The sequence below is a fragment of the Negativicoccus succinicivorans genome (genome assembly GCF_018372215.1).
Lineage (GTDB): Bacteria > Bacillota > Negativicutes > Veillonellales > Negativicoccaceae > Negativicoccus.
The window spans coordinates 61,434-88,013 of the sequence record NZ_JAHAJN010000002.1 but is presented as its reverse complement, the minus strand read 5'-3'; the positions used below and the strand labels follow the sequence as shown (position 1 = coordinate 88,013).

Here is a 26,580-nt window from a genome sequence, read left to right as displayed (position 1 = left end):
AAGAGGTCATGATTTCCCTACGGGCGGGAGTTTTGCAAAAGACGACAAAAAACGGCATTGTTTTTGTGTATACAAAATACTGAAATCCCGCAAAAAGCTTGCCAATTGGGTGTTGACCGAGGTATTTACGGATAATATAATAAATCGCATAAGAAGTATACCTTTTTATCATGATAAGGAAAGGTAGGGGGATGCCCATGCAAACAAAGTGGCGGGCGCTGGTTATCAGCGCGCTCGTCGGTACGATTGCGTTGGTCGGTATGACCGGCTGTCAGCCGAACCGAAGTCCGAAGAATGATCATTTACTGACGATCGGCAGTAATTTGGAAATGACCGGCTCGAACGCCAGCTTCGGCACCTCGACGGTCAACGCCATGCAAATGGCGATCGATGAAGTGAACAGCGCGGACGGAGTTCTCGGTAAGCAAATTCAGCTGATCGCGCTTGATAACCGCAGCGATGTCGCCGGTTCGAGTGATGCGATGTTTAAGCTGTTGGACGCGGGCGTGGTCGGCATCATCGGTCCGGATACCAGTTCGAACGTGATTGCGGTAGCGCCGATGGTGGCGGAACATAAAATTCCGTTGATCAGTCCGAAGGCGACGCATCCGGCGGTCACGATTGATCCGGCGACAGGCAAGGTGCGAGAGTATGTGTTCCGCGCGACTTTCATTGACTCCTACCAGGGGCGCATCGCCGCCGAGTTCGCTTACGGCGACTTGGGAGCGCGAAAAGCCGCGATTTTGGTCGATAATGCGAGTGAATATGCGATCGGCTTGGCGGATTTCTTTACCAAGAGCTTTACGGCCGCCGGCGGCTCGGTCATCGCCAAAGAAGCGTACCTGCAAAAAGATGTGGATTTTAAAGTCACGTTGACGAAGTTGAAAGCACAACACCCGGACGTTTTGTTCGTGCCGGGCTACTACCAGGAAGTGGGCATGATTGTTCGGCAGGCGCGTGAGATCGGCTGGAATGTGCCGATCGTCGGCGGTGACGGTTGGGATTCGGATAAACTCGTGGAAATTGCGGGCGCTAACAATCTCAACAATACCTATTACACCAACCATTACTCGCCAAATGATACGGATCCGGTGTTGCAACAGTTTATCACACGGTATGAACGTCGTTTCGGATATAAACCGGATTCCTACGCGGTGCTCGGGTACGATGCGACACGACTCTTGCTCGAAGCCATCCGGCGGGCGCAGTCGACCGATCCGCATAAGATTCAACAGGAACTGACGCAGATGCAGGATTTCAAAGCGATCAGCGGCAAAATTTCCATCGATGCCGATCACAATACCGTTTCGAGCGGTGTGGTTATTCAGTTGGTGGACGGCGAACGACGTTTCCTGAAGCGAATTCAGTTGAGTCAATAGTTATAAAAGTAGGAAAACAAGGGGGTAAGAACATGAAACAATGGCAAAAGAAAGTAGCGACGGCGGTCATGGCAATGGCGACGATCGGACTGATTGCCGGTTGCGGCGGCGATGACAAAAAAGCGGCGGCCGATACGATTAAGATCGGCGCGAACTTGGAAATGACCGGTAACCAGGCTTCCTTCGGTCAAAGCTCCGCGAACGCGATTAAACTGGCGGTGGATGAAATCAACAAAAAGGGCGGCCTCATGGGTAAGCAGGTCAGCCTGCAAGTCGGTGACAACCGCTCGGAAGCGGCCGAAGCCACGACACAGATGCAAAAACTGATCGATGACGGCGCGATTGCCACGATTGCTCCGGATACCAGCTCGAACGCGATTGCGGCGTCCGCGATCAATTCCTCCGCCAAAGTTCTCGGGATCAGCCCGACGGGTTCGAACCCGCGCGTGACCTGGGATGATAAAGCGAATAAAGTGCGCGATTTCATGTTCCGTTCCACCTTTGTTGACTCGTTCCAGGGCAAAGTTATGACGAGCTTTGCGTTACAACAGATGAACGCGCAAAAGGTAGCGATTCTTGTCGATAACTCAAGCGATTACTCCAAGGGATTAGCTAAATTCTTCGAGGAAGCGTTCACGGCCGCCGGCGGCACGGTTACCGGTACCGAAGGTTTCCTGCAGAAAGATACCGATTTCAAAGCGACGCTGACGAAAATTATTGCCAGCGATCCGGATGCGATTTTTGTACCGGCATATTACCAGGAAGTCGGCCTGATCATCAAACAGGCGCGTGAAATGGGTTACACGAAACCGATTTTGGGCTCGGACGGTTGGGACAGCGCGAAGTTGGCGGAAATCGCCGGCGCGCAAAACTTGAACAATACGTATTTCAGTAACCACTATGCCGTCGATGAAAACAATAAAAAGGCGATGGATTTTGTGGCGGCCTATGAAAAGGCCTACGGTGTGAAACCGGATGCGTACGCGGCGCTCGCTTACGATGCGATGTACATGATCGCGGATGCGATTACTCGCGCGAATTCGGTAGAACCGGAAAAAATTAAAGATGCGATGGCCAAAACGGAAAACTTTGAAGGCGTCTCCGGTAAGATGCGCATTGACGAACGCCATGACACGATCAAAGGCGCGTATATTATGACCTACAAAGACGGCGCTCTGAAGTTCCTGGCGAAGGTAGAACCGTAAGCAAGAAGTGTAACGCGCGGCGTTCCTCGCCGCGCGCTGCCTCGTAGCAGCAGTAAGGAGGGGAAGAAATGGAGTCCGCTTGGTGGGTACAGGTGATCCAGCAGATGATTAACGGTGTTTCGCTGGGCAGTATTTACGCGCTGATTGCGTTGGGCTACACCATGGTGTATGGGGTCATGCGCCTCATCAACTTTGCCCACGGCGATATCTACATGCTGGGGGCCTACGTCGGTTTTTTTGCGACGACGGCGGGACAAATGTCATTTTTTCCCGCGTTGATCACCGCGATGGTGGTCATGGCTATTGTCGGCGTAGTCGTAGAGAAAATCGCCTATCGGCCGATGCGAAACAGCCCGAAAATCGCTCTGTTGATTACGGCGATCGGCGTCAGTTTGCTGATCGAATACACGACGATGTTTTTCCTGACACCGCAACCGCGGACGTTTCCGCCGGTGTTTGAGAATACGACATACAACCTCGGTCCGATCGTGGTCAGTCTGCAGCAAATCGTCATCTTGGTGTCCGCGCTGGTGCTGATGGCGTTATTGACCTACATTGTGCAATACACGACGATGGGCAAAGCCATGCGCGCTGTTTCGTTTGATACGGAAGCGGCGCAGTTGATGGGCATCCATGTCGATCGCGTCATTTCGTTTACGTTCGCGTTGGGTTCGGGTCTCGCCGGCGCGGCGGGCGTGCTCGTCGGCATCTACTACAACTCGATTGATCCGCTGATGGGCATCATGCCCGGTCTGAAAGCTTTCGTCGCCGCCGTTTTGGGCGGTATCGGCATCGTGCCGGGCGCGATGTTCGGCGGTTTGATCCTCGGTGTCGTGGAAGCGCTCGTGAGCGGTTTTATTTCTTCGACATTCCGTGATGCGGCGGCGTTCGGGATCCTCATCTTAATTTTGCTGATTAAGCCGACCGGCTTACTGGGCAAAGTGGAAGGGGAAAAGGTGTAATGATGATAGCCAAAAAACGTAAATACGACGCCCTTTGGTGGGTGTTGGCGCTCGCCCTTTACGCCGTTTTCTACTTCCTCGTCGAAGAAAAAGTTTTGCCGAATTTCTGGCGGCTGCAGGTGGTCGTGATTGCGATCAACATTATTATGGCGGCGAGTCTGAACCTGATTAACGGTATCACCGGTCAATTTTCGCTCGGTCACGCGGGCTTTATGGCGGTGGGCGCGTATGTCTCCGCCGTCGGCACCGTCTTTTATGACTGGCCCTTTGCCGTGAGTCTGTTAGCGGGCGGTCTCGCCGCCGCGGCGATCGGTTTTCTGATCGGTATTCCGACGTTGCGGCTGGACGGGGACTACCTGGCGATTGCAACGCTCGGCATGGGGGAGATTATCCGCGTTTGCATTTTGAACATCGAAGCGGTCGGCGGCGCGTCCGGCATGACGGGAATCCCGAAAGAAACCACTTTTTCATGGGTGTTCCTGATGATGTTGGTCACGTTGTATGTGCTGAAAAACATGATTAATTCGACCTACGGCCGCGGCTGCATCTCCGTGCGTGAAAACGCGATCGCCGCGGAAGCGATGGGGATCCATACGACGCGCTACAAGGTGCTCGCGTTTACGATTGGCGCGCTGTTTGCCGGACTTGCGGGCGGGCTTTTCTCGCATTACTTTTCCATCGCGCACCCGTCGAGTTTTACGTTCCTGAAATCGTACGACTACCTCACCATGGTCGTGCTGGGCGGTCTCGGCAGTATGACGGGCTCGGTGGTCGGCGCGGTGATGCTGACATTTCTCACGGCGGCGCTTTCGGATTATCCGGAATTCCGCATGATTATTTACGCGCTGATGCTCATCCTCTTGATGATGTTCCGGCCGCGAGGCCTGTTCGGCAACCAGGAACTGACCTCGCTCCTGCCGAAGTGGGGCAAGGGAGGTGACCGTCATGGCGCTCTTAGAAACGACTAGTGTCGCCAAAATTTTCGGCGGTATCAAAGCCGTGCAGGACTTTACGATACATATTGACGCGGGCGAATTGATCGGCCTGATCGGTCCGAACGGCGCCGGAAAAACGACGGCGTTTAATCTCTTGACCGGCGTGTATCGTCCGAGCATGGGCGAGATTCGCTTTGACGGACAGTCGCTGGTCGGTAAAAAACCGTATCAGATTACCGCGGCGGGGATCGCACGAACATTTCAAAACATTCGTCTTTTCGGCGATCTTTCCGTACTGGAAAATGTCAAAATCGCCTGCAACCTGCACGCGCGTTATTCGCTTTTGGAAAGCGTATTGCGCGTCGGTCGCTACGGTCGTGAAGAAGAAGCAATCGAAGCGCGGGCGTTACAATTATTGCAACTTTTCAATCTTGACGCCAAACGCGACGAACTGGCGTGCAACTTACCGTACGGCGAACAGCGCCGTCTCGAAATCGCGCGCGCGTTGGCGACCAAACCGCGTTTGCTGCTTTTGGATGAGCCCGCGGCGGGGATGAATCCGCAGGAAACGGCGGAGCTGACGCAATTAATTCGGCGCCTGCGTGATGAATTTTCCCTGGCGATTCTTTTGATCGAACACGATATGGGTCTGGTCATGCAACTTTGCGAACGGATTTATGTACTGGACTACGGTAAAATTTTAGCGCATGGCGTACCGGATGAAATTCGCCACAATCCGGACGTTATCAAGGCTTATTTGGGAGCGGAGGCATAAGATGCTCGAAGTCAATGATATCCACGTGTATTACGGCGCCATCCATGCCTTGAAAGGCGTGAGCCTATCCGTGAAGGAAGGACAGATCGTCGCTCTCATCGGAGCCAACGGCGCCGGTAAATCCACGACGCTTCGGACGATTTCGGGCCTGCTGCGACCTAGGGTCGGCGACATCACTTTCGAAGGCGACAGTATCACGAAGAAAAATGTGCAGTCGATTGTCCGCAGCGGGATCAGTCAGGTGCCGGAAGGGCGCCGCATTTTCGCGCCGCTTACCGTTTTGGAAAATCTTGAACTCGGCGCTTTCACCCGCAAAGATAAAGACGGCGTCGCCCACGACATGGAACTGGTTTTCAAACGCTTTCCGCGGCTGGCGGAACGTAAAAAACAGTTGGCGGGTACACTTTCCGGCGGTGAACAACAAATGCTCGCGATGGGGCGCGCGTTGATGAGCCGGCCGCGGCTGCTGCTTTTGGACGAACCGTCCATGGGGCTTTCGCCGTTATTCGTCAAAGAAATTTTTGATATCATTCAGCATATCAATGAGCAGGGCACCACGATTTTGCTCGTCGAGCAAAATGCGCATATGGCGATGTCGATCGCAGATTACGCATACGTTCTGGAAACCGGTAAGATTACGTTGGAAGGACCGGGTCAGGAACTGATGCAGAGCGAAGCCGTACGCGCGGCGTACCTCGGAGGCTGAACACGAAAAAAGACCGTTTCACGTGAAACGGTCTTTTTGATGTTTTTTACCACGTCGGTATGGGAAAGAGAAAGCGCGCCAGATAAATCACTGAGGTCAGCGTGAAACAACTCATGACAAACCCGAGCAAGACGACTTGCGTGGCATAGCCGGGATAGTTGTCGAAGTCGACGGCGAACATGACGCTGTTGACGGCGCTCGATATGGCGGAGAAAATCAAAAATACCTGCGAGGTCAGCGGATCGAAACGACCGTACGTGTAAATAATCGCGAGAGCAAAGAGCGGACCGAGGATCAGACGAGTGAAGATCGCGAGCCACACATCGGGGTTGAACCAAGTCAATGTCGTGCGGTGCAGCTGAATGCCCAGCGTCACCATCGCGATGAACGGCAAGGACTTCGCCACCATGGAAACCATCGGCCAAACGAACCAGGTGTCTACCGGAAGCGCCAGCCATTTACAAAACACGACGCCGAAAATGACGTACAATGTCGGCATATGCAAGATCATCAGCGTCGCGTCGCGCGCCGTCATGCGACCCTTGCCGGCCAAGTATAGGCCGATGGTGTTGACGGAAGCGTTCGTCAAGATTAAAAGCACGGTGATGGCGGCCATCGCCGCATCATGATACGGCGCTTCCAGGCCCTTGGTAAAAGGCGGATTGGAATAGATCAACGTGATCATCGAGACGCCTACGTTACCGCAGTTGCTGAACATCGTGCTGACGCGAAACGTCTCCCGCATGCCGCTGTCGTAGCCTCGCAGCTTGGCAATGCCGGTGGCGAACAGACTGTGGAGCAGAAAAAGCAACGCGCCCGCCGCAAACAAAATCAGCATGCCGGTATCGAAAGGCATCAGGAAAATGCTGCGGAAAACAAACGAAGGTAAGATGATATAAAACATTAATTTGGTTAAAGATTTGACATCAATCGGAAACATGCTGGCCAGCCAATAGCCGAGCGCGACGATCCCAGTCAGTGGCAACATGTTGTACGCTAAAATATGAATAATTTCCATCGCTGGCCCCCCTTGCTATTGATAGAATAGCACAAAATGAAAAAATGTGCGAGACGCTCGCACGACAGGTCAGCGCATATGGTAAAATAGATAAAGTATCATTACAGTGCGAAACTATTTTGACGGGTGCCTTTGCGGCACGGGATGGGATGACGGGGTGAGCGGGTGCAGTTAAAGAAAACGGTATGGCGATTACGCGCGCAAGGCGGTTATGACAGGCCGCCTGTTTGGCGACTGCCGACAACAAAAACGGTAACGGACGCGCTCTCGCAAACGATTCAAGGCGCGCCGGCGCCCTCGCTTATCGCGCTGCAGGAAGCGTTTGCCGCGTATTTACAACATCACGGCGCAGCCGTTACGCCCGCCGCGATTCGCTTCGGCATTCGTAAAGAGGAATTGGCGACGCTTTGGGAAGCAGGTCATATTTTCGCCGTCGCCGAGCCGGACGAGCTGACTATTTTTGATCGCCAGGTGGCGGAAGGTCATACCGGCGACTGGGACGCGGGTTACTATCGCGGCGTGGAATATATCAGCGGTTTTGATGAAATCGATTGGCGCATCGGTTTACCGGCGCATGAACCCGGATTGTTGTATATCGCGCAGCCGTCACTCGCGACGGGGGTCGCGCTGACCGCGCGCGATCAGTTGCGTTGGGTGCGTTACGCCGAGCAGTCGGGCCTGACGCTGATTGCCGACGCCAGTTTTGCGCCGTATTTAAGGGAGGCGCAGTCGTTTTACGCGATCGACGGAGCCGCATCATGCGTGCTGACCGTGTATGATTTCGCCGCGCTCGGTTTGCCGGGTTTAACGGCGGTCGTCGTGCCGGATGAATTCGCGGCCGATCGTTCGGACCAACATGCGTATCCGGCGGCGGATGTCGTGCGCAAGTATCTCGGCGCGCCCGACGTGTCGCCGCTGTTGCTCGCGGGACTGCATGCGTGGTTGAGCGACGCGGGGCAAACGGAATGGAGCGCGACGTTGGAAACGTACGCCGCGCGCCAGAGAATCGTTCGCGACGAGCTTACGGCAAGAGGGATTCCCTATTGGGGCGAACCGACGTTACCGTATTTGTGGCTGGCGGCGCAGGATCTGCCGCGGCACGAAGCCTTTTCCGCGACGGAACTTGTGGCGGGCGAAGTGTACGGCGGCGCGGGAGAGACCTTTGCGCAACTGCGCTTAACGCAGGCATAAAGAATAGAGTGAGGTAGGTATGAGTACAAATTTACAGGTAGGCATTGTCGGTTTACCGAATGTCGGTAAATCGACGTTATTTAACGCGATTACCAAAGCGGGCGCGGAAGCGGCGAACTATCCGTTCTGCACGATCGAACCGAACGTGGGCATCGTGGAACTTCCCGATGCGCGACTCGATGTGCTGACGGAAATGTTTCAGCCGGAACGGCGCATTCCCGCCGTTATGCGCTTCGTCGATATCGCGGGTCTGGTGGCGGGCGCGTCGAAGGGCGAAGGCCTCGGCAATCAATTTCTCGCGCATATTCGTGAAACGGACGCGATCGCGCAAGTCGTGCGCTGCTTTGAAAATGAAAATGTCACGCATGTGGAAGGTTCGATTGATCCGCTGCGCGATATTGAAATTATTATGACGGAGCTGGGTCTTGCCGACTTGGACGCGGTGGCGAAACGCCGTCAGCGGATTGAAAAAGTCGCGAAATCCGGCAACAAAGAAGCGAAAGCGGAACTCGATGTGTTGCGTAAAGTCGAAGCGTGTTTGAGCGAAGGCAAACCCGCGCGTCTGGTGGAACTGACACCGGAAGAAGAAGCGCTGATTCGCGAATTGAATTTGCTCACGCGCAAACCGGTATTGTATGTCGCCAACATCGGCGAAGACGAAATTTCCGATCCGCTGGCGAATCCGCACGTCGTGCGCGTCAAAGAATTGGCGGAGTCGGAAGGCGCGCAATGGGTCACGATTTCCGCCGCGATCGAAGCGGAAATCGCCGAGCTCAGCCCGGAGGAAGCGAAAGTTTTCCTGGAGGATTTGGGCGAGGAGGAAGCGGGTCTGGATCGTTTGATCAAAGCCGCGTACTCGCTGCTCGGCTTAATCAACTTTTTCACCGCCGGCAGTGACGAATGCCGCGCCTGGACCATTGTCGAAGGCACGAAAGCGCCGCAGGCCGCGGGTAAAATTCACACGGATATCGAACGCGGTTTCATTCGCGCGGAAATCGTTTCTTACGATGATCTGATCGCGGCCGGTTCGATGGCCAAAGCGCGTGAAGAAGGCGTGCTGCGACTCGAAGGCAAAGATTACGTCATGCGCGACGGCGACGTCACGTATTTCCGGTTTAACGTATAAGTAAAATTAACTGCGCCGTCCGCGACATGGTTCGCGGGGCGGCGGCTACAGTGATATTTAGCATGCGCCCATAGCTCAGGGGATAGAGCAGCGGTTTCCTAAACCGCGTGTCGGATGTTCGAATCATCTTGGGCGCACCAACGATTTCGGGAGGCATTATGAAACCTACGGTATTTCCGTTGGCGACGGACCGGGTTCGCGTGACCATGGAAGATTTGGCGCAGGCGATTGTGGAGGCGCGACGTTGTTTGCATTGCCCGCGTCCGACCTGCCGGACCGGTTGTCCGGTCGGTAATGAAATCCCTCAATTTATCACTGAACTGGCCGCCGGTAATATCGGCGCGGCAATTCGGATCATTAACGAACGCAGTAATTTGCCGTCCGTCTGCGGACGCGTGTGCCCGCACGAAAATCAATGCCAGGGGCACTGCATTTTAAATCGACGTCATCAGCCGGTCAAAATCGGTCTGATTGAAAGCGTTATCGGCGATGTGGCGAACGCCATGATGCTCAATACGCCGCGACGATTGCCGCGCAAAAAAGAAAGGGTGGCGGTCATCGGCTCCGGACCGGCCGGGTTAACGGTGGCGAACGATTTGCGCCAACTCGGTTACAACATTGACGTGTACGACAGCGCGGCGGAACCGGGCGGCGTGTTGCTGCACGGGATCCCTTCGTTTCGGATCAATAAAGCGGTCGTGCGCTTTGAAACGGAACGGCTGGCCGCCATGGGCGTGAAATTTCTTTGCGGCCAAACATTCGGCAAGGATTTTACGCTGGCGGATTTAGAGGCAGATGGCTATCAGGCCGTTTTTCTCGGCGTCGGCACGACGCAACCGCGGGATCTGCCGTTGCAAAATGATGACCTGCCGGGCGTGTTGCAGGCGATGGATGTGCTGCATGCGGCACAGGCGCTGGCGGATCATCAACTGACGAAAGAAGAATTTGTCATTCAGCGCGAGGATCGCGTGGTAGTGATCGGCGCGGGCAATGTCGCGATGGATGCGGCGCGTACGGCGTTGCGCGCGGGCGCGCGGAAAGTCACGGTCGCGTATCGGCGCACGCGGGAATTTATGGCCTGTTTGCCGTCGGAATACGAAGCGGCGGCAGCGGAAGGCGTCGAGTTCCGATTCTTGGCGGCGCCCGTCGGCGTGTCGGGCCATGAAAAAGTCGGCGCTTTTATCTACGAAGAGCAGGCGATCAATGACTTGGGCGAGCTGCACGGTACGGGCAAGCGTAAGGAAATCCCTGCGGACAAAGTGATTATCGCGGTAGGGCACGTGCCGAGCACTTTGTTGCGGGCGAGTCTGCCGGATCTCGATAGCGATCACGCAGGCTATATTCAGGTGCGAAAAGAACCGTACTACGGCGCGACGAACCTGCCGGGCGTATTTGCGGCGGGGGATATCGTGCACCGTCCGGCGACCGTGGTGTTGGCGATGCGTGAAGCGAAAAAGACAGCGCAGGGCATGGCAGCTTATATGGATAAGCTCGCCGCCACAAAAAAAGCTTCTGAAGGTAAAAAAGACGCGGCGAAGAATCCGGATACATCCGCGAAATAAAAGCATGAATATGCGCAAAGAAAACTGCTTCGAAAAAGAAAGTTTTTCGAAGCAGTTTTTTGTGATATAATAAAAATCTGTGTTATTACAATCAAATGCGTCTAAATACAACGAAACGAATGAATCGTTACGAATGGGTAGAATCGCGGAAGAAAGAAGGAATACGATGGAATTATGGCGCAAAAATTTATACTATTTGGTCGCGGTGCAGATTTTAGCGGGGACATCCATTATCGGTTTGATTTCCTTTGTGCCGTTATTTGTACACGAACTCGGGGGGACGGATCCCGGCGCGGCCGGCATGTGGGCCGGTCTGATTACGGGTGTGACGAGTTTTACGGCGGCGTTGGCCAATCCGTATTGGGGCGCGTACGGTGATCGTAAAGGTCACAAACGAATTTTACTGCAAATTTTAGCGGCGCTTACGGTGGTGCTCGCGCTGATGTCATTGGTTCAGACACCGTTTCAGCTGTTGCTTCTGCGCTCTATTCAAGGCTGCGTGGGCGGCTTTATCGCGGCGGGTTTGGCGATGGTGGCGATCATCACGCCGGAAAAATATTCGACGTACGCGCTCGGCACGTACCAGACGGGAATCGTCCTCGGGGCGACGATCGGGCCGGTGTTCGGCGGGATTCTCGCGGATATCATCGGTTATCGTGAAACGTTTCTTTGCTTCGCGGCGCTGCTGGCTTTGGGGTGCTTCGTGACGTACCGTTGCATTCACGAAGATTTTCAGCCGAAACCGCAAAAGGCGAAAGAATCTATCATTAAAAATGTGGGTTACTTTTTCTCTTTGCCGATTGTACGCTTGATGATGCTGATTCAATTTTTCGTCAACTTCGCGTTGACCGGTTTGGGGCCGATTTTGCCGTTGTACGTGAAAGGCATGGTGGGCGATGTTACGGTGCTCGCCAGTATTTCGGGGATCATTTTGGCCATCGGCGGCGTCGCCAGCGCGACGACATCGCTCAACATGGGACGCATCATCCAATGGTTGAGTCATCGCGAAGTGCTGCTGATCGGATCATTTTTAGCGGGGCTCTTTTTCATCGCCCAATATTTCGCGCCGAATATCTGGTGGCTCGGGTTGTTCCGTTTCTTCAACGGCGCGGCGATCGGTTGTTTGATGCCCAGTGCGAATGCGATTATTGCGCGCTCCGTGCCGGATGAAAAACGAGGTATCGCGTTCGGCGTCACGTCCAGTTTTTCCTTGATGGGTAACGTATTCGGACCGATGGTGTCCGGCTACCTGGCGATGACATTGGGGTTGAGCTCGGTCTTTTGGTCGACCGCGATTGCTTTTTTCCTGATCACGGCCATGGTGTATACGCAATTATCCGAAAAACAAGTTCAGAAACATTTTTAAGCCGGAGCGCGTCTCCGGTTTTTTCATGCAAAAAATAAAAGCGGCGCGCGTCCTTTGCTATAATAAAACGAAAAGGAGGAGCTATGGCAGACGCAATCGAATTATGGCTCGGACGGGTCGGCAGCGGTAAGACGACGCGGTGCTTCAAGGCGTTACGGGATCACGCGGCGGCGCATCCGCTCGAGCGTTGCATTTTGCTGGTGCCCGACGCGGCGACGTACACGGTGGAACGGGAACTCGCCGCGTATTTACTGGGGCGCGGTTTCGGCAATATCGAGGTGCTCGGTTTCGCGCGGCTCGCGTATCGCATCTTTGATGAACAGGGCACGCAGGGCGGCAAAGGATTGTCCGTGCTGGGTCGGCAAATTATTTTGCGGCGCCTATTGCTTGCGCACGGCGACAAGTTTACGACGCTTGCCCGCGCGGCGCGACAACCGCATTTCACCGAAGTGTTTGATCACCAGCTGCAGGAATTGGGTCATTACCAATTGGAGCCGGACGATTTGCGTCGGGCGGCGGACGAAGCGACCCCCGTGCTCGGCAATAAACTGCGGGACACGGCGTTGTTGGCGCAAGCCTATCAGGAGTATCTGGCGGCGCATTTTCCCGATTATGAAGCGCAAACGGAAAATCTGTTGCGCGCTATTGAAACGTCGCAATACCTTGCCGAAGCGTCGATTTGGGTTGACGGCTTTCTCGAATTTCTGCCGCGCGACTGGACGATTGTCGAGGCGGTCATGAAGCGGGCGAAACGTGCCGTCATGACGTTGCTTTTGCCGCCGGAAGATCCGCTGCAGGCGACGGCGCCGACATCGCTTTGGCACAGCTCCTGGAAAATTTACGAAGCGGCGCATCACGCGTTTGCAAAGATTACCGAAATCGGTTTGACGGACACACCGCGTTGGCCGCATTCACAGCTGGGTTTGGCGGCGGAAAAAGTGACCCGCGGCGAAGCAAGCGATGCCCCCGTCGCCGGCTTGCGCGTCACCGAAGCGGCGAATCGTAACGAAGAGACCGCGGCCGTGGCGACCGAAATCCAGCGGCTTGTGCGGGAAGAGGGGTACCGTTACCGCGATATCATTGTTTTGCTGCGGCATCATGACGCGTATACGGAGCGCTTGCGCCGCACGTTTGAGCGCTACGAGATTCCGTATTTCACGGATCGGCGGCAGGCGATGCGCCACGACGCGTTGGCGGTCTTCGTAAGCGCGGCGCTGACCTTGACGGCGCAAGGTTATACCACGCCGCAGGTACTGCGTCTGCTGAAAACCGGATTGCTGCCGGTGGCGACGCGCGATGTGGAAGAACTGGAAATGTATTGCCGCGAGTTTGCGATCGGTCGCGGCGACTGGACGAAAGACGAACCCTGGCGGCATCGCCGCATTCGCCGTCTGGAAGCGCCCGAGCCGGTGACGGAACGCGAGCAGGCGCGTTGGGATCGGGTCAACGGCGTGCGCGCGACGCTTAACGAATGGCTGGCGCCGCTGGCGCAAGTGTTTAAAACGAAGGCGACCGTACGTGAAGTGGCGCTGGTCATGTATGATCTGCTCGCCCGCTTGCCGCTCGAAGCGGAATTATTAACGCACGGCGAAAATCTGACGGAAGAAATTTATCGCAGCCGCCAGCAGGTCTTGCAACGCATTTACGCGCTTTTGGATGAATGGGTCGAAGTCGGCGGCGCGGAAGTGTGGCCGGCGCGAGATGTGGCGCGCATTTGGACGGATTTGCTCGCGGAGTTGAGTTACGCGTTGATTCCGCCGACGCTTGATCACGTCACTTTCACGACGATTGACCGCGGCTACCCGCTCAACGCGCGCGCGGTCTTTGTGCTCGGGCAAAATGAAGGCGTCTTTCCCGTGCGTCCGCAACCGTTGAGTTTATGGTCGGATCGCGATCGTACGGAACTGGCGCGACTGGACCTGGCTTTCGGCACGGACTCGGTCACACTTGCTTTGCAGGAACGGCAATGGCAATATTTGGCGTGGACGCGCGCCGAAGAAAAACTGTATCTGAGTTACGCGCGCGCCGATGAAGATGGCAGCGCGTTGGAACCGGCCTTTTTACTGCGACGCTTGGTCACGCTCGGCTGGACGGATTCCATTCATCCGGCGGTCAGCTCTTGTCCGGAGGATGGTTGGGTGCGACCGCGTCAAAGTTTGGCGGGATTACCGCAGGCGCTGCGTGAAGAATCGCCCGCGGAAGAATGGTTCGGCCTGTACGACTGGGCGATGCGGCAACCGTCGCATGAAGGCGCGGCGTACGCGTGGACGCGCAGTCTGTTTTATACGAATCGGGCGGCGGTGTTAGGTCCCGCGCTCAGTCGCAAACTCTACGCGCCGCAAGGCACCTTTCACGCCTCAGTCACCGCGTTTGAAATGTATCGCGCCTGCCCGTTCCGCTTTTTCGCGCGCTACGGTTTGCATTTGGACGAACCCGCGCGCGGCGAATTGACCCCGGCGGATTACGGTTCGTACATGCACGCGGCATTGCACCAATTCGGTGCGGAACTGCTGACGCAGACGCGTGAATTTCGCGATGCCGGTCCGGCGGAAATCACCGATCGCAGTCGGGCCATTGCGGAACTTATCGCGCCGCGCGTGCAAAATGACCGCTTCGCGACGAATCCGTTTTACTCGTACATCCGTACGCAGCTGGATCGAACTTTACGGGAAACGTTGACGCGTCTGGCGGAATGGTCACAACGCGGCGCGTTCCAAACCGCCGGCTTGGAAGAAGTGTTCACGTTGCCGGTCGGCAGTATCGGCGACACGGAATTCACATTGGTCGGCACGATCGACCGGCTGGATTATTATCGCGATCCCGAAACGGGAAAGACGTACTACCTGATCATCGATTATAAAACGGGCGATACGAAGATTTCGCTCGGCGATTTGTACTACGGTCTGCGTTTGCAGCTGGCGACGTATTTGTACGCGGCGTTGCGGCGGGGTGACGGCGAAGCGCTCCCGGCGGGCATTATGTATGTGTATGTGCAGGATGAACGCGCCGATTTGAACGCGCCGCCGCGCGATGACGCGACGATTCGCAAAGCGCTCAAGCAGCAATTGCAGACGCAGGGCTATTTCCTTTCGGAACGCGAAATTTTAGAAAAAATCGACAGCGAAGTCGGCGAGGAAATTTCCTTTTTGCCGATTCGTATTAATAAAGACGGCAGCCTGCGCAAGGACGCCAAGGCGGAAAACGCGGCCGCGATGCGGTTGATTGTCGCGTATATAGCGACGCTTTTGCCGCAAATCAGCGCGCAAATTTTGGCGGGACGGATCGATGTTATGCCGTATCGCCAAGGCGACAACGTGGCCTGCAAGTACTGCCCGTACCGCGCGGTTTGCGGGTTTGACCCGGCGCTTGCCGGCAATCGCTACCGCTACTTGCCGAGTTTGAATGATGAAGAAGCTCTGGAAAAAATGACCGCGACAGTCGCAAAGGAGACCGGCGATGCAATGGACAACTGAACAGGAAGCGGCGATCACGAGTCGTCGCCAAAATCTTTTGGTCGCCGCCGCGGCAGGCTCAGGTAAAACGGCGGTGCTCGTCGAACGCATCATTCGGCGGCTTTTGGATCCGCACGATCCCGCGGACATCACCCGTATTCTCGTCATGACGTTTACGCGGGCGGCGGCGCAGGAGATGCGGACACGCATCGGCACGGCGCTCGCCGCGGCCGCCGCGACGACGCCTTCGGCGCACATCGATCGACAATTGGCGTTGCTGGGGTCGGCGCAAATATCAACGATCCACGCGTTTTGCCAGCAAATCATTCGCCAATATTTTTACCGTTTGGATTTGGACGCGGGGTTTCGTCAGGGTGGCGAGCAGGAGTTGGCGCTCGGGCGGCTGGAAGCCTTGGAGCAGACGCTGTTTGAAGCCTATGAAGAGGCGTCGCCGGAATTTTTGCAATTGGCGGACTTTTTCCGCACAAAAACGAATGACGCGCAACTGCGCGCCGCGGTGTTGCGACTGTATGAATACAGCCGCAGCATGCCGTTTCCTGAAGCGTGGCTGGAGGCGCTCGCCGCGCCGTATGCCGAAGCGGACTTGGCGGATCTGACGCCGCTTTGGGAAGAGTGGCGCACTGGCGTCACGCAATGGCGAACGCAATTACAGGACGCGCTGGATGAATTGGCGTTGTACCCGCAACTGCAAAACGCGTGGGAGGTTTTGGCGGCGGATTACGCGACCGCGACGGCGCTTTGTGAAGGGGAAGACTGGGACGCGATTTATGACGCGGCGCAGACCTACGCGCCGATGCGTTGGCCGGGCGGCAAGCTGAAGGACGAGGCGGCGAAAGCAGCCAAGACGGCGGCCAAAGAACTTCGCGACGCCGGGAAAGCATGGTTGAAGGGCTGGACGGAAGGTATTTTAGCCGCCGCGCCCGCGACCTGGCGGGAAGATTTGCAAGCGACCGCGCCGCTCGTCACGGCACTCGTCAAGGTGACGGAAACGTTTGCGGCCGCGTACGCGGCGTGGAAAAAATCGGAGCGCCTGATCGATTTCAGCGATTTGGAACATTACGCGCTCACGCTGTTGCTCGCGCCGGAATCCACGCCGGAGGCGCCGATGCGGTCGGATATCGCGCGGGAACTCGCCCGCGAGTACGATGAAATCATGGTTGACGAATACCAGGACACGAACGGCGTGCAGGAACTGATCGCAAGCCTGATCGCGCGCGCGGATAATCGGTTCATGGTGGGCGACGTCAAGCAAAGTATTTACCGTTTTCGGCTGGCGGATCCGACTATTTTTCTCGGTCAGTACGAACGTTTTTCGCGAGACGCGCAGGCGCCTTCGCGCCGCATTGATTTACGGGAAAACTTTCGCAGCGATCGCACCGTGTTAGACGCGGTGAATGAAGTATTCGCTCGGATTATGCAACCGCCCGCCGCCGAATTTTCTTACGATGAAAACGCGGCGTTTATTCCCGGACGGACGATTACGGACGCGCCGGAAAACTGGGTCGGCGGTTCGGTCAGCGTGCGCTTTGTCATGCCTTCCGATGACGCAACGACGGCGGACGCGGCGGATATTCCGCCCGCTGACGATGATGCGGAGGAAGAACCGGTATCGGCGATGGAAGCGCAGGCGCAGGCAATCGCGGATGAGTTGTTGCATTTGCACGAGACGGCCGTCGTGCAGGAAAATGACGGCGCGTTTCGTCCGTTCCGCTGGCGCGACGCGGTAGTTTTGATGCGTTCGGTCGCGTCTCGGATTGATGTCTTTGTCGAAGTGTTGCGCTCAGCGGGTATTCCCGTGTACGCGGAACAGGCCGGCGGTTATTTTGCGGCGACCGAAGTGCAGACCATGCTTTCGCTTTTACGTTGGCTCGATAATTCCCGACGCGATTTGGAGGCGGCGGCCGTGTTGCGCTCGCCGCTCGTCGGTTGCGATGAACGCGATCTGGCGGAAATGGCGTTGTTGCGCAATGAGGAAGCGCCGGCGCTGTGGGATGTTTTGCCCGCTTGGCTTGCGCGCCTTGCCGATGAAGAAAAGCGCGGCCGTGTCGGAGCGTTTTACGCCTTGCTCTCCGGTTGGCAGTTGTTGGCGCGGCAAGCCGGCATCGGTCAGCTGGTGCGGCGCATCTACGAAGAAAGCGGGTATCATGCGTACGTCGGCGGCTTGCCGTCGGGATCGTTGCGGCGCGCGAATCTGGAAGCGTTGTACGCGCGCGCGGTCGAGTTTGATGACGGAGCCGGTGGCGGGATCTCGCGCTTTTTGGAATATTTGGAAGAGCTGCAGCGGCAAAAGCAGGATTTGTCGGTACCGTCGACCATGGGCGAAAACGAAGACGCGGTACGCATTATGACGATTCACAAAAGCAAGGGGCTGGAATTTCCGGTTGTGTTTTTGGCGAATATCGACAAAGAGTTTAACCGGAAAGATACGCAGGCGCGTCTTTTATTGCATCGTCGCTACGGGATCGGGTTGTCTCGTTACGATGCAACGCGTCATCTGACGTACCCGACGGTGCGCTGGCATTTGCTGCGTGAAATTTTACGGCGGGAAACGCTGGCGGAAGAGCAACGGCTTTTGTACGTGGCCATGACGCGCGCGCGGGATAAACTGTATCTTTACGCGGGGCCGTCACCGACCGGCGCGCATGTTTCTCCGGAGGCCGCGCGTTCCTACCTGGACTGGTTGTGGCCGCATTTGGAAAACGGGGCGTTACCGCGCTGGGATGTGCAGACGGTGACGCCGACATGGAACGAAGCGGTCGCAACGGTGTCGGATCCGCGTTTAGAAAACGTGCGGCAAGGCACATTGACGGGCACGCCGCTGCCGACGGAAATCGCGAAACGCCTTTCCTGGCAATATGACAAACCGCTTGCCACGCAGATCCCCGCGAAAGTCACCGTGACGGAAGTAACGCATCACTTGGGTGAAATCACGGCGGCCTTACCGCCGTTGCCCAAAACGGAACGACCGGCGGCGGATTATCCGTTGCCGATATTGACGGTGCAACCGGCGCAGACGGCTGACGAGGCGGCGACAAAAGCGGTGCGTTTAGTACCGACCGAGGCGGACGCCGCGACGGAAATTGAACCGGTGAATGACGCTTGGGTGCGTCCGCCGCAATTTGTTACGCCGGATATGCGACCGGACGGCGGGGCGCGTTACGGCACGCTCATGCATCGCATTTTGGCCGAGATCGGCGCGGGCGACGGTACCACGACAGCGCAGACGTATCTCGACCAACTGTTGGCGGCGCAAAAAATAACGCCGGCCGAAGCGAAGTTGGCCCATCGTCGTGATCTCGATTTGTGGTTAACCTGCGACACGGCGGCGGAGATTCGCCAATCATCGTTTGTGTTGCGCGAATGTCCGTTTGGAATGTTGCTGCCCGCGGCGGTGGCGCTCGGCGTGCCGGCGGGCGATGACGAAGTATTTTTGCAGGGCGTGATTGACTGCCTGTACGCGACGGCCAACGGCGATCTTGCGATTTTGGATTATAAGACCGACCGCGTGGATACGGCCAATGTGCTCTACGAACGTTACCATCGCCAACTCGATTTATACGCCCATGCGGCCGCGCGCATTTGGCGGCGGCCGGTCGTGAAAAAAATCATTTATTCACTGGCTCTGCATGAGGCGATCACGTGGCAAGACGACGGCGGCGCCGTGCTATAATGAAACCGAACGGAAAGGAGGGCGGATATGCAGGATGCGTTAACGGAAGTCATGACTTTGATGGAGGCGGCGGTGCGTTGGGACGTGCCCGCATCCACGTTGCGCCACTACGCGGGCGGCTATCGCAGGCCGGACGGAACGTTGGTGGAGCCGATTTTTACGGCGACGGAAACCCGTAAATCGGAAGGCACGGTACTCATCACGCAAAGTGCCATGGAGCGGGTGTTCGGCGCGGAGAAAAACGCGCGCCCGCGCTACGAGCAGACCGCCCTGTTTGAATAATATGGAATTTTGTTTGGACGCGGTCACGAAGACCTATACGGAGAAAAACGGCGTGCAGATCCAAGCGCTGGCGCCGCTTACCAAAACGGTCGCGCCGGGAGAGTTCGTGGCACTGATCGGCCCTTCCGGTTGCGGAAAATCGACGCTTTTATACTTGGCGGCGGGATTGTTGCCGCCGACATCGGGGCGTTTGTACTGGCGCGGCGCGGAGACGCCGCCGCAGACGGCGATGGTGTTTCAGCAGGGCGGTTTGTTTCCCTGGCTGACCGTCGCGGACAATGTAGCGTTCAGTTTGCAGGATCGCGAGTTTAGCCGACAGGAAATTGCCGAACGGGTAGCGCAAAAGTTGGCGCGCATGCAATTGAGCGAATTCGCGGATGCGTATCCGGGTTCGCTTTCGGGCGGCATGCGGCAACGCGTCGGGATCGCGCGCGCCCTGGTGACCGAGCCGGATTTATTATTAATGGACGAACCGTTTTCCGCGCTCGACGCGCAGACGCGGCGGCTATTGGAAGATGAACTGGTACAATATTGGGAAGAATTGCGTCCGGCGACCTTGTATGTCACGCACAACATCGCCGAGGCGGTGCGGCTCGCCGATGTGATTTGGGTATTTTCGCCGCGCCCCGGCCGCATTGTGGAATGTTTGACGGTGGATATACCGCGCAAGGAACGGCATCAGCTCAGCGCGCGGACGCAGTTGGCGGCGCTGGAAGAAACCATTTGGCAGGAAATTAAAGCCGGCGCCACGGCGGCGTTGACGCAGGGAGGTCGCCATGACGACTGAACGCGAAGTACGGTACCGTTTGGCGCCCAAAGAAAGCAGTTGCGCGCGCTGGTGGGCGCTGGCGGGCGTGTTGCTGCTGCTCGGTCTGTGGGAGTGGAGCGTGCGTCAAGGTTGGATTTCACCGGTATATCTCCCCGCGCCGTCGCAAATCGCCGCCGCGTTGGCGGCGTTGGTGCAAAAAGGCACGTTGGGACCGGCGCTGGCAGCCAGCGCGTTACGTTGGCTGGTCGGCGTGGTCGCGGGCGGTCTTGCGGCGTTGTTGTTGGCGCTCGCGGGCGAACTTTCGCCGACGTTTCGACGCTTGATCGAACCGTACATTTATTTCTTTTATCCTTTGCCGAAAATTGCCATTTTGCCGCTTTTCGTGCTCTGGCTCGGCATCGGTGAATTACCGAAATACGTATTGATTGCGCTCGGTGTCTTTTTCCCGGTTTTTATCAATACGATGGCGGGATTGGTGCGTTTGCCGCGCCTTTACCGTGAAGTCGCTGCGATGTATCCCGTGAGTCGCGGGCGGTATGTGCGTACCGTCGCGCTGCCGGTGGTGCTGCCGGAATTGTTCGCGGGCTTGCAACTCGGTTGCGGCACGGCACTCGTGCTCGTGGTCGCGGCCGAAATGATCGCGGCACAGACGGGCATCGGCGCGCTGATTTTGCATTTCGGGGATTTGATGCTGACCGCGCCGCTGTTGGCGTGCATCTTTGTGTTGTGTGTAGCGGGATTAATGGTCCAGGCGCTGTTGGCGCAGTGGCAACGATATATGACACCATGGCGGGAGCACCGCTGAGAAAGGAAGCAGCGTGAACGAACAAATGCAGGCGGCGTATGCCGACGTAATGCAGACGATAACGGCGCTGATTAAAGAGCCGTGGGGACGCGTCGTTTGGCGAACGCTCATGGCGACCGAGCCGCTTCATTATTTTTATTACCGCCCGAAAACGCGCGCGGAGTATGTTTACTGGACGGATTCCGTTTGGCGGACGGGCGACTCGGAAGAAGACCTGTGGTTGCAAATGGCGGCGGCCGACACGGCGGTGCGCGAACTTTGGAAAGCATGGATCGCGGAGAACCCGGGACGTTCCCCATGGACAAGCGCGACGCTGGAATTTTCGCCACGCGGTTTGGAAAGCGCGATGTACGGTCATCGGCATCATTACCAGGTCGATCCGATTGAAGAGCAGTTTGCGTGGGAATACGAACGTTTCGGCGCCGTTTATTTGCCGTTGCGTTTGCGTCGACTGCTTGCGGCGGCGTACAGCGCGTGGCATCGACCCTTGCGCAGGCAGCGGCATCGCTTGTGGCGTCGACGCCCGCGCGGCTATTGGGAACGGCTGGCCGGAGAAACGCCCGCGTATCGCGGCACTCGTCGCGTCCGCGTGCACGCGCTGCGAACCGAAAACAAGGCGGCGGCAACGGCAAAAGTAAGCGAGACGATAAAAGATGCGTGAATACGCATCTTTTATTTTTCATTTAGTAAAAAAATGCCGGATAAAATCCGAACGATTGAATTTATGTTCAAATATAAATACGATACGCGGCGAATTCTTTTTTAAATAAAGATGTTTTCGTACGCCATAAATATGGAAAAATCCGGCCTGTAATGGTAGAATAAACTCAATCAATTGCTGGTCATTCGCGCCGCTTGGCGCGCTGCATAGTATGAGGGAGGAACCTATGTTACAACGAGTTTTTGTCGCCAAAAAAACGGCGCTGGCCGATACGGCGCAACGCCTTTTACGGGAATGGCGGGAGCAGCTGGGCCTGACGTCGTTAACCGATGTGCAGGTTTGGCATCGGTATACCGTGGATGGTGTCAGTGAAGAACTGTTTGCTCGCGCGATGACGACGATTTTCGCGGAACCTCCCGTGGATACATGGACGGAACATTTGCAAATCGGTCCGCAGGAAACGGCCTTTGCCGTCGAGTTGTTGCCCGGTCAGTATGACCAGCGCGCCGATTCGGCGGAGCAATGTCTGCGTTTGCTGGATCCGAGCGTCGACGCGCGCGTAGCGTATGCGACGGTATATGTCGTCACCGGTATGGATCGACCGGTCGACATCGTTAAATTGAAAGAATACGTGATCAACCCGATCGAAGCGCGCGAAGCGGCTTGGGAGATGCCGCGTGAACTCATCGCGCCGGCGCATCAACCGCAACCGGTACCGGTATTGGACGGATTTATTTCCGCGACGCGTTCGGAACTTTTAGCGATGTTAACGCAGTACGGTTTGGCCATGGATGAAGCGGATCTGGCGGTCGTACAGGAATATTTCCGCGATCAGGTAGATCGCGATCCGACGCTGACCGAATTGCGTGTCTTGGATACGTACTGGTCCGATCATTGTCGTCACACGACCTTCGGCACGGAACTGACGCATGTCGATATCGAGGCGGGTCATTTTACCGAGCCGATCGTTGAAGCGTACGACTGGTACAGTGAAGTGCACAACGGCTTGTACAGTGACAATCCGCGGCCGCAATCGCTGATGGATCTGGCGACGATTGCGGTGAAATCGTTGCGGGCGCAGGGACTTTTGCAGGAGTTGGATGAGTCGGAAGAAATCAACGCCTGCACGATCAAGATTCCGGTCAAAACCCAAAAGGGCACGGAAGAATGGCTGTTGCTCTTTAAAAACGAAACGCATAACCATCCGACGGAAATTGAACCGTTCGGCGGTGCGGCTACCTGTTTGGGAGGCTGTATTCGCGATCCCTTGAGCGGACGTGCGTACGTTTACCAGGCGATGCGGGTGACCGGCAGCGGCGATCCGCGCACGCCGTTTTCGGAAACGCTTACCGGCAAATTGCCGCAGCGCACGATTACGACGCAGGCGGCGGCCGGTTACAGCTCCTACGGTAACCAGATCGGTCTCGCGACCGGTCAGGTACGTGAATACTACCACCCCGGCTACGTCGCCAAACGCATGGAAGTCGGCGCGGTCGTCGGCGCGGTGCCGGCAGATCAGGTCGTTCGTCGCGTGCCGGAACCGGGCGATATCGTATTGCTGGTCGGCGGCCGTACCGGTCGTGACGGCATTGGCGGTGCGACCGGTTCGTCCAAAGAACATACGGAAAGTTCATTAACCACCGCGGGCGCGGAAGTGCAAAAAGGTAACGCGCCGACGGAACGTAAATTACAATGCTTATTCCGGCGTCCGGAAGCCTCGCGCCTGATTCGCCGCTGTAACGATTTCGGTGCGGGCGGCGTGGCGGTCGCTGTCGGCGAATTGGCTGATGGCTTGACGATTAATCTGGATGCTGTACCGAAAAAATATGAAGGATTGGACGGCACGGAATTGGCGCTGTCCGAATCGCAGGAACGCATGGCGGTGGTCGTCGCCGCGGACGATGCGGATACGTTCCGCCGCTATGCGGACGAAGAAAATCTGGAAGCGACGCCGATTGCGGTCGTCACGAAAGAGCGCCGCCTGATGATGCAGTGGCGCGGTGAAACCATCGTCAATTTGGAGCGCTCGTTCCTCGATACCAACGGCGCCAGTCGAGCCAGTGCGGCGGTCATCAAGGCGCCGGCGGAAGAAAATTATTTTACCCCGCAACCGGTGACGGACGTGCGTGCCGCTTGGGCGCAAACGCTCGGTGATTTGAATGTCGCTTCGCAGCGCGGTTTGGGCGAACGATTTGACGGGACGATCGGCGCGGGTACGGTGCTGATGCCGTACGGCGGCGCGCGCATGTGCACGCCGGTCGACGGCATGGTCGCGAAAATTCCGCTGCGTCACGGGGAAACGTCGACCGTGAGCATCATGACCCATGCGTTTGATCCGTACTTGGCGTCGTGGAGCCCGTTCCACGGCGGTCTGTTCGCCGTGTTGCAGTCGCTGGCGAAAATCGCGGCGCTGGGCGGCAACTGGAAACGCGCCTATTTATCCTTGCAGGAATATTTTGAAAAATTAGGCGACACGGCCTCTTGGGGTAAACCGGTCGCGGCGCTTTTGGGCGCGTTTGTCGCGCAGTCGGAACTGGAAGTCGGCGCGATCGGCGGCAAAGATTCGATGAGCGGCAGTTTCCTTGATTTGCATGTGCCGCCCACGCTGATTTCGTTCGCGGTGGCTCCGGGGGATGCGACGCACATTGTCAGTCCCGAATGGAAGGGACGCGGCCACGCGTTGGTCTTACTTGAAACGCCGCTGGATGAATACGCCATGCCGGACTTTGAAGTCTTTATCGATCATGCGGATCGGCTGTTCGCGGCGGCGGAAAAAGGCCTGCTGAAAAGCGCGCAGGCGATTGATGCGGGCGGTCTTGCCGCCGCGTGCGCGAAAGCGGCCTTCGGTAACCATATCGGTGCAGGGCTGAGTGATGCTCTCACCCCGACAGAATGGTTCGCGGCGCGGCCGGGTTCATGGCTGGTCGAATTGGACAGAGAGGTCGCGGAACAATGGGCGCTTGACGAGCATATTACGATCATCGGCGCAACCGCCGGTGACAGCATTTCTCTGGCCGGCGTCACGTTACCGCTCGATGCATTGCAAGCGCGTTGGGAAGAGCCGCTGGAAAAAGTATTCCCGACGAAAACGCTTCAACCGGCACCGCTGTATCCCGTTTCGCCGGTGGCGGGCAATCCGACGCGCCGCGCGCGGATTACCATCGGCACGCCGCAGGTCGTCATTCCGGTGATGCCGGGTACGAACTGCGAAGTGGATACGGCCCGCGCGTTTGAACATGCGGGCGCCAATGTGTCGACCGTCGTCGTGCGCAACCTGACGCCGCAGGCGCTGAATGAATCGGTCGAAGCGCTTGTCAAAGCGGTGGAAACGACACAAATCTTGGCATTTCCGGGCGGATTTTCCGCCGGCGATGAACCGGACGGTTCGGGTAAATTTATCGCCGCGCTGTTCCGTCATCCGGCATTGACTGACGCAGTGAACGATCTCTTGACGCATCGCGACGGGTTGATTCTGGGCATCTGCAACGGTTTCCAGGCGTTGATTAAACTCGGCCTGTTGCCGTACGGAGAAATCCGCGAATTGGCGCCGAGCGCGCCGACGCTCACCTACAATACTATCGGGCGTCACATTTCGCACTACGCGATGACGAAGATCGTCTCGACGAAATCCCCGTGGCTCATGTATTTTGAACCGGGCGAACTCCATCGCATTCCGTTCAGTCACGGCGAAGGACGTTTATACGCGGCGCCGGACGTCGTACAGGCTTTGGCGGCGAACGGTCAGATCGCGACGCAATATTGCGATGAATGGGGCAGCGTCCACGAAACGATGCCGGCGAACCCGAACGGATCGGTCGCGGCGATCGAAGGCCTGCTCAGTCCGAACGGACGAATTTTGGGCAAGATGGGTCACAGCGAACGCTATGGTCCGTATGTAGCGAAAAATATTATCGGACAGAAAAAACAGAAAATTTTTCAGGCCGGTGTAGATTATTTCACAGGGAGATAAGGAAAGATACCATGCGACGCGCACAAAAAATTACAATGCTTGCGGCGCTCATATTACTGCTGAGTTGCCGCACGGCGGAAGCATGTCCGTTTTGCCTGCTGGGCATGTATGAAGCGCATATCGCCAATTTCGGCAATTATGTGATGAATATTTTGCCGGTACTGACACCGGTTGTGACGGGAATCATTTTGTACTGGCGGGAGCTGAAGCGAAAATTATTCGGTTGAGCGGAGCGCAAAAACGGCAGACGCTGCTGGCGGTGACGTTGGTGTCGCTTTTGGTTTGGGCGGGCTGGCACGGGTTCCTGTGGTATGCGGAACGAACCGCGCAAACGTGGTACGGCACCTGGCAGGCGACGGGGGTCGAACCGCAAAGCGGGGAGCGCTACGTTTGCACGCTGGCGCTCACGCCGTATCAACGACTGAATGCGCGCGAATTTGCGGTGCGCTGCGAATTCGGTTTAGTATACCGCGACCCGGCGGTGCGCATTGCCGAGGTGGAGCCGTTGCCGGCCGTGATTCGCGGCGATGCCTTGTACTTGCCGCCGCAGACAAAAGACGGTCGCGGCGATTTGACGTGGCTCGGCCGCAAGGGCGCGGACGAAATCATCAGCATTCGACACTTCCGATTTCATAAAATCAGCGCGGAAGTTTTACCGGAAGCGGCGTTGGTCACGCGGTCATTGGATAGCGCACGAGCGCTGCCCGCGCGGGAATAGGGAGGCG

General features: G+C 56.8%; 20 protein-coding genes and 1 tRNA gene. 20 read left to right on the top strand and 1 reads right to left on the bottom strand.

The features are described from left to right. The first annotated feature begins 197 nt into the window (after positions 1-197). The 6 genes from KIB08_RS01870 to KIB08_RS01845 all read left to right on the top strand — a co-directional run bounded on the left by KIB08_RS01870 (position 198) and on the right by KIB08_RS01845 (position 5,962). Positions 198-1,379 (top strand): ABC transporter substrate-binding protein, encoded by a 1,182-nt coding sequence (locus KIB08_RS01870; protein ID WP_303988850.1) that lies wholly within the window; start codon positions 198-200, stop codon positions 1,377-1,379. Positions 1,380-1,411: 32 nt separating this feature from the next. Further along, a complete protein-coding gene (locus KIB08_RS01865; protein WP_303988848.1) occupies positions 1,412-2,584 on the top strand; it encodes an ABC transporter substrate-binding protein in 1,173 nt (390 codons plus the stop codon). Between the two features lie 68 nt (positions 2,585-2,652). Continuing rightward, positions 2,653-3,546, top strand: coding sequence for a branched-chain amino acid ABC transporter permease (locus tag KIB08_RS01860; RefSeq protein WP_303988846.1), 894 nt, complete (start codon positions 2,653-2,655; stop codon positions 3,544-3,546). Next, positions 3,546-4,514, top strand: coding sequence for a branched-chain amino acid ABC transporter permease (locus tag KIB08_RS01855; protein ID WP_303988843.1), 969 nt, complete (start codon positions 3,546-3,548; stop codon positions 4,512-4,514). The genes KIB08_RS01860 and KIB08_RS01855 overlap by 1 nt, the downstream gene beginning before the upstream one ends. After that, positions 4,492-5,256, top strand: coding sequence for an ABC transporter ATP-binding protein (locus tag KIB08_RS01850; protein WP_303988839.1), 765 nt, complete (start codon positions 4,492-4,494; stop codon positions 5,254-5,256). Before KIB08_RS01855 ends, KIB08_RS01850 begins: the two co-directional genes overlap by 23 nt. 1 nt (position 5,257) lies before the next feature. Continuing rightward, positions 5,258-5,962 carry an ABC transporter ATP-binding protein gene (locus tag KIB08_RS01845; protein ID WP_303988836.1) on the top strand — a complete coding sequence of 235 codons (705 nt, stop codon included), beginning with the start codon at positions 5,258-5,260 and terminating at the stop codon, positions 5,960-5,962. A gap of 46 nt (positions 5,963-6,008) precedes the next feature. On the opposite strand, the gene KIB08_RS01840 is transcribed toward KIB08_RS01845, so the two are convergent. Further along, positions 6,009-6,980 carry an AEC family transporter gene (locus KIB08_RS01840; RefSeq protein ID WP_303988832.1) on the bottom strand — a complete coding sequence of 324 codons (972 nt, stop codon included), beginning with the start codon at positions 6,978-6,980 and terminating at the stop codon, positions 6,009-6,011. Between the two features lie 165 nt (positions 6,981-7,145). Here KIB08_RS01840 and KIB08_RS01835 point away from each other — a divergent pair, with 165 nt between their 5' ends. From KIB08_RS01835 to KIB08_RS01770, 14 genes are all read left to right on the top strand, one after another. After that, positions 7,146-8,171 carry a hypothetical protein gene (locus tag KIB08_RS01835; RefSeq protein WP_303988829.1) on the top strand — a complete coding sequence of 342 codons (1,026 nt, stop codon included), beginning with the start codon at positions 7,146-7,148 and terminating at the stop codon, positions 8,169-8,171. A gap of 19 nt (positions 8,172-8,190) precedes the next feature. Beyond that, on the top strand, positions 8,191-9,297 hold the full coding sequence (gene ychF / locus KIB08_RS01830) for a redox-regulated ATPase YchF (RefSeq protein ID WP_303988826.1): 1,107 nt from the start codon (positions 8,191-8,193) through the stop codon (positions 9,295-9,297). A 64-nt stretch (positions 9,298-9,361) separates the two neighbouring features. Then, positions 9,362-9,437: transfer RNA gene (locus KIB08_RS01825), tRNA-Arg, on the top strand. An 18-nt stretch (positions 9,438-9,455) separates the two neighbouring features. Then, positions 9,456-10,859 (top strand): FAD-dependent oxidoreductase, encoded by a 1,404-nt coding sequence (locus KIB08_RS01820; protein ID WP_303988823.1) that lies wholly within the window; start codon positions 9,456-9,458, stop codon positions 10,857-10,859. Between the two features lie 166 nt (positions 10,860-11,025). Then, entirely contained in the window at positions 11,026-12,225 is a 1,200-nt protein-coding gene (locus KIB08_RS01815) for an MFS transporter (protein ID WP_303988821.1), read from the top strand. Between the two features lie 83 nt (positions 12,226-12,308). Then, on the top strand, positions 12,309-15,698 hold the full coding sequence (locus KIB08_RS01810; RefSeq protein ID WP_303988819.1) for a PD-(D/E)XK nuclease family protein: 3,390 nt from the start codon (positions 12,309-12,311) through the stop codon (positions 15,696-15,698). Next, the gene (addA, locus tag KIB08_RS01805; protein ID WP_303988816.1) at positions 15,682-19,368 is read left to right on the top strand and encodes a helicase-exonuclease AddAB subunit AddA; all 3,687 of its coding nucleotides are present in this window, start codon (positions 15,682-15,684) and stop codon (positions 19,366-19,368) included. Before KIB08_RS01810 ends, addA begins: the two co-directional genes overlap by 17 nt. 27 nt (positions 19,369-19,395) lie before the next feature. Further along, positions 19,396-19,650, top strand: a complete 255-nt coding sequence (locus tag KIB08_RS01800) for a helix-turn-helix domain-containing protein (RefSeq protein WP_303988814.1) — start codon at positions 19,396-19,398, stop codon at positions 19,648-19,650. A gap of 1 nt (position 19,651) precedes the next feature. After that, positions 19,652-20,437, top strand: coding sequence for an ABC transporter ATP-binding protein (locus tag KIB08_RS01795; protein ID WP_303989066.1), 786 nt, complete (start codon positions 19,652-19,654; stop codon positions 20,435-20,437). Beyond that, positions 20,427-21,224: an ABC transporter permease gene (locus KIB08_RS01790; RefSeq protein WP_303988812.1), complete on the top strand. Its 798-nt coding sequence runs from the start codon at positions 20,427-20,429 to the stop codon at positions 21,222-21,224. Before KIB08_RS01795 ends, KIB08_RS01790 begins: the two co-directional genes overlap by 11 nt. 13 nt (positions 21,225-21,237) lie before the next feature. Continuing rightward, positions 21,238-21,885 (top strand): immunity protein YezG family protein, encoded by a 648-nt coding sequence (locus KIB08_RS01785; protein ID WP_303988810.1) that lies wholly within the window; start codon positions 21,238-21,240, stop codon positions 21,883-21,885. Between the two features lie 226 nt (positions 21,886-22,111). Further along, a complete protein-coding gene (locus tag KIB08_RS01780; RefSeq protein ID WP_303988807.1) occupies positions 22,112-25,855 on the top strand; it encodes a phosphoribosylformylglycinamidine synthase in 3,744 nt (1,247 codons plus the stop codon). 11 nt (positions 25,856-25,866) lie between these two features. Continuing rightward, positions 25,867-26,082: a hypothetical protein gene (locus KIB08_RS01775; protein WP_034437140.1), complete on the top strand. Its 216-nt coding sequence runs from the start codon at positions 25,867-25,869 to the stop codon at positions 26,080-26,082. Continuing rightward, a complete protein-coding gene (locus KIB08_RS01770) occupies positions 26,079-26,573 on the top strand; it encodes a hypothetical protein (RefSeq protein ID WP_303988802.1) in 495 nt (164 codons plus the stop codon). The genes KIB08_RS01775 and KIB08_RS01770 overlap by 4 nt, the downstream gene beginning before the upstream one ends. The last annotated feature ends 7 nt before the right edge of the window (positions 26,574-26,580 follow it).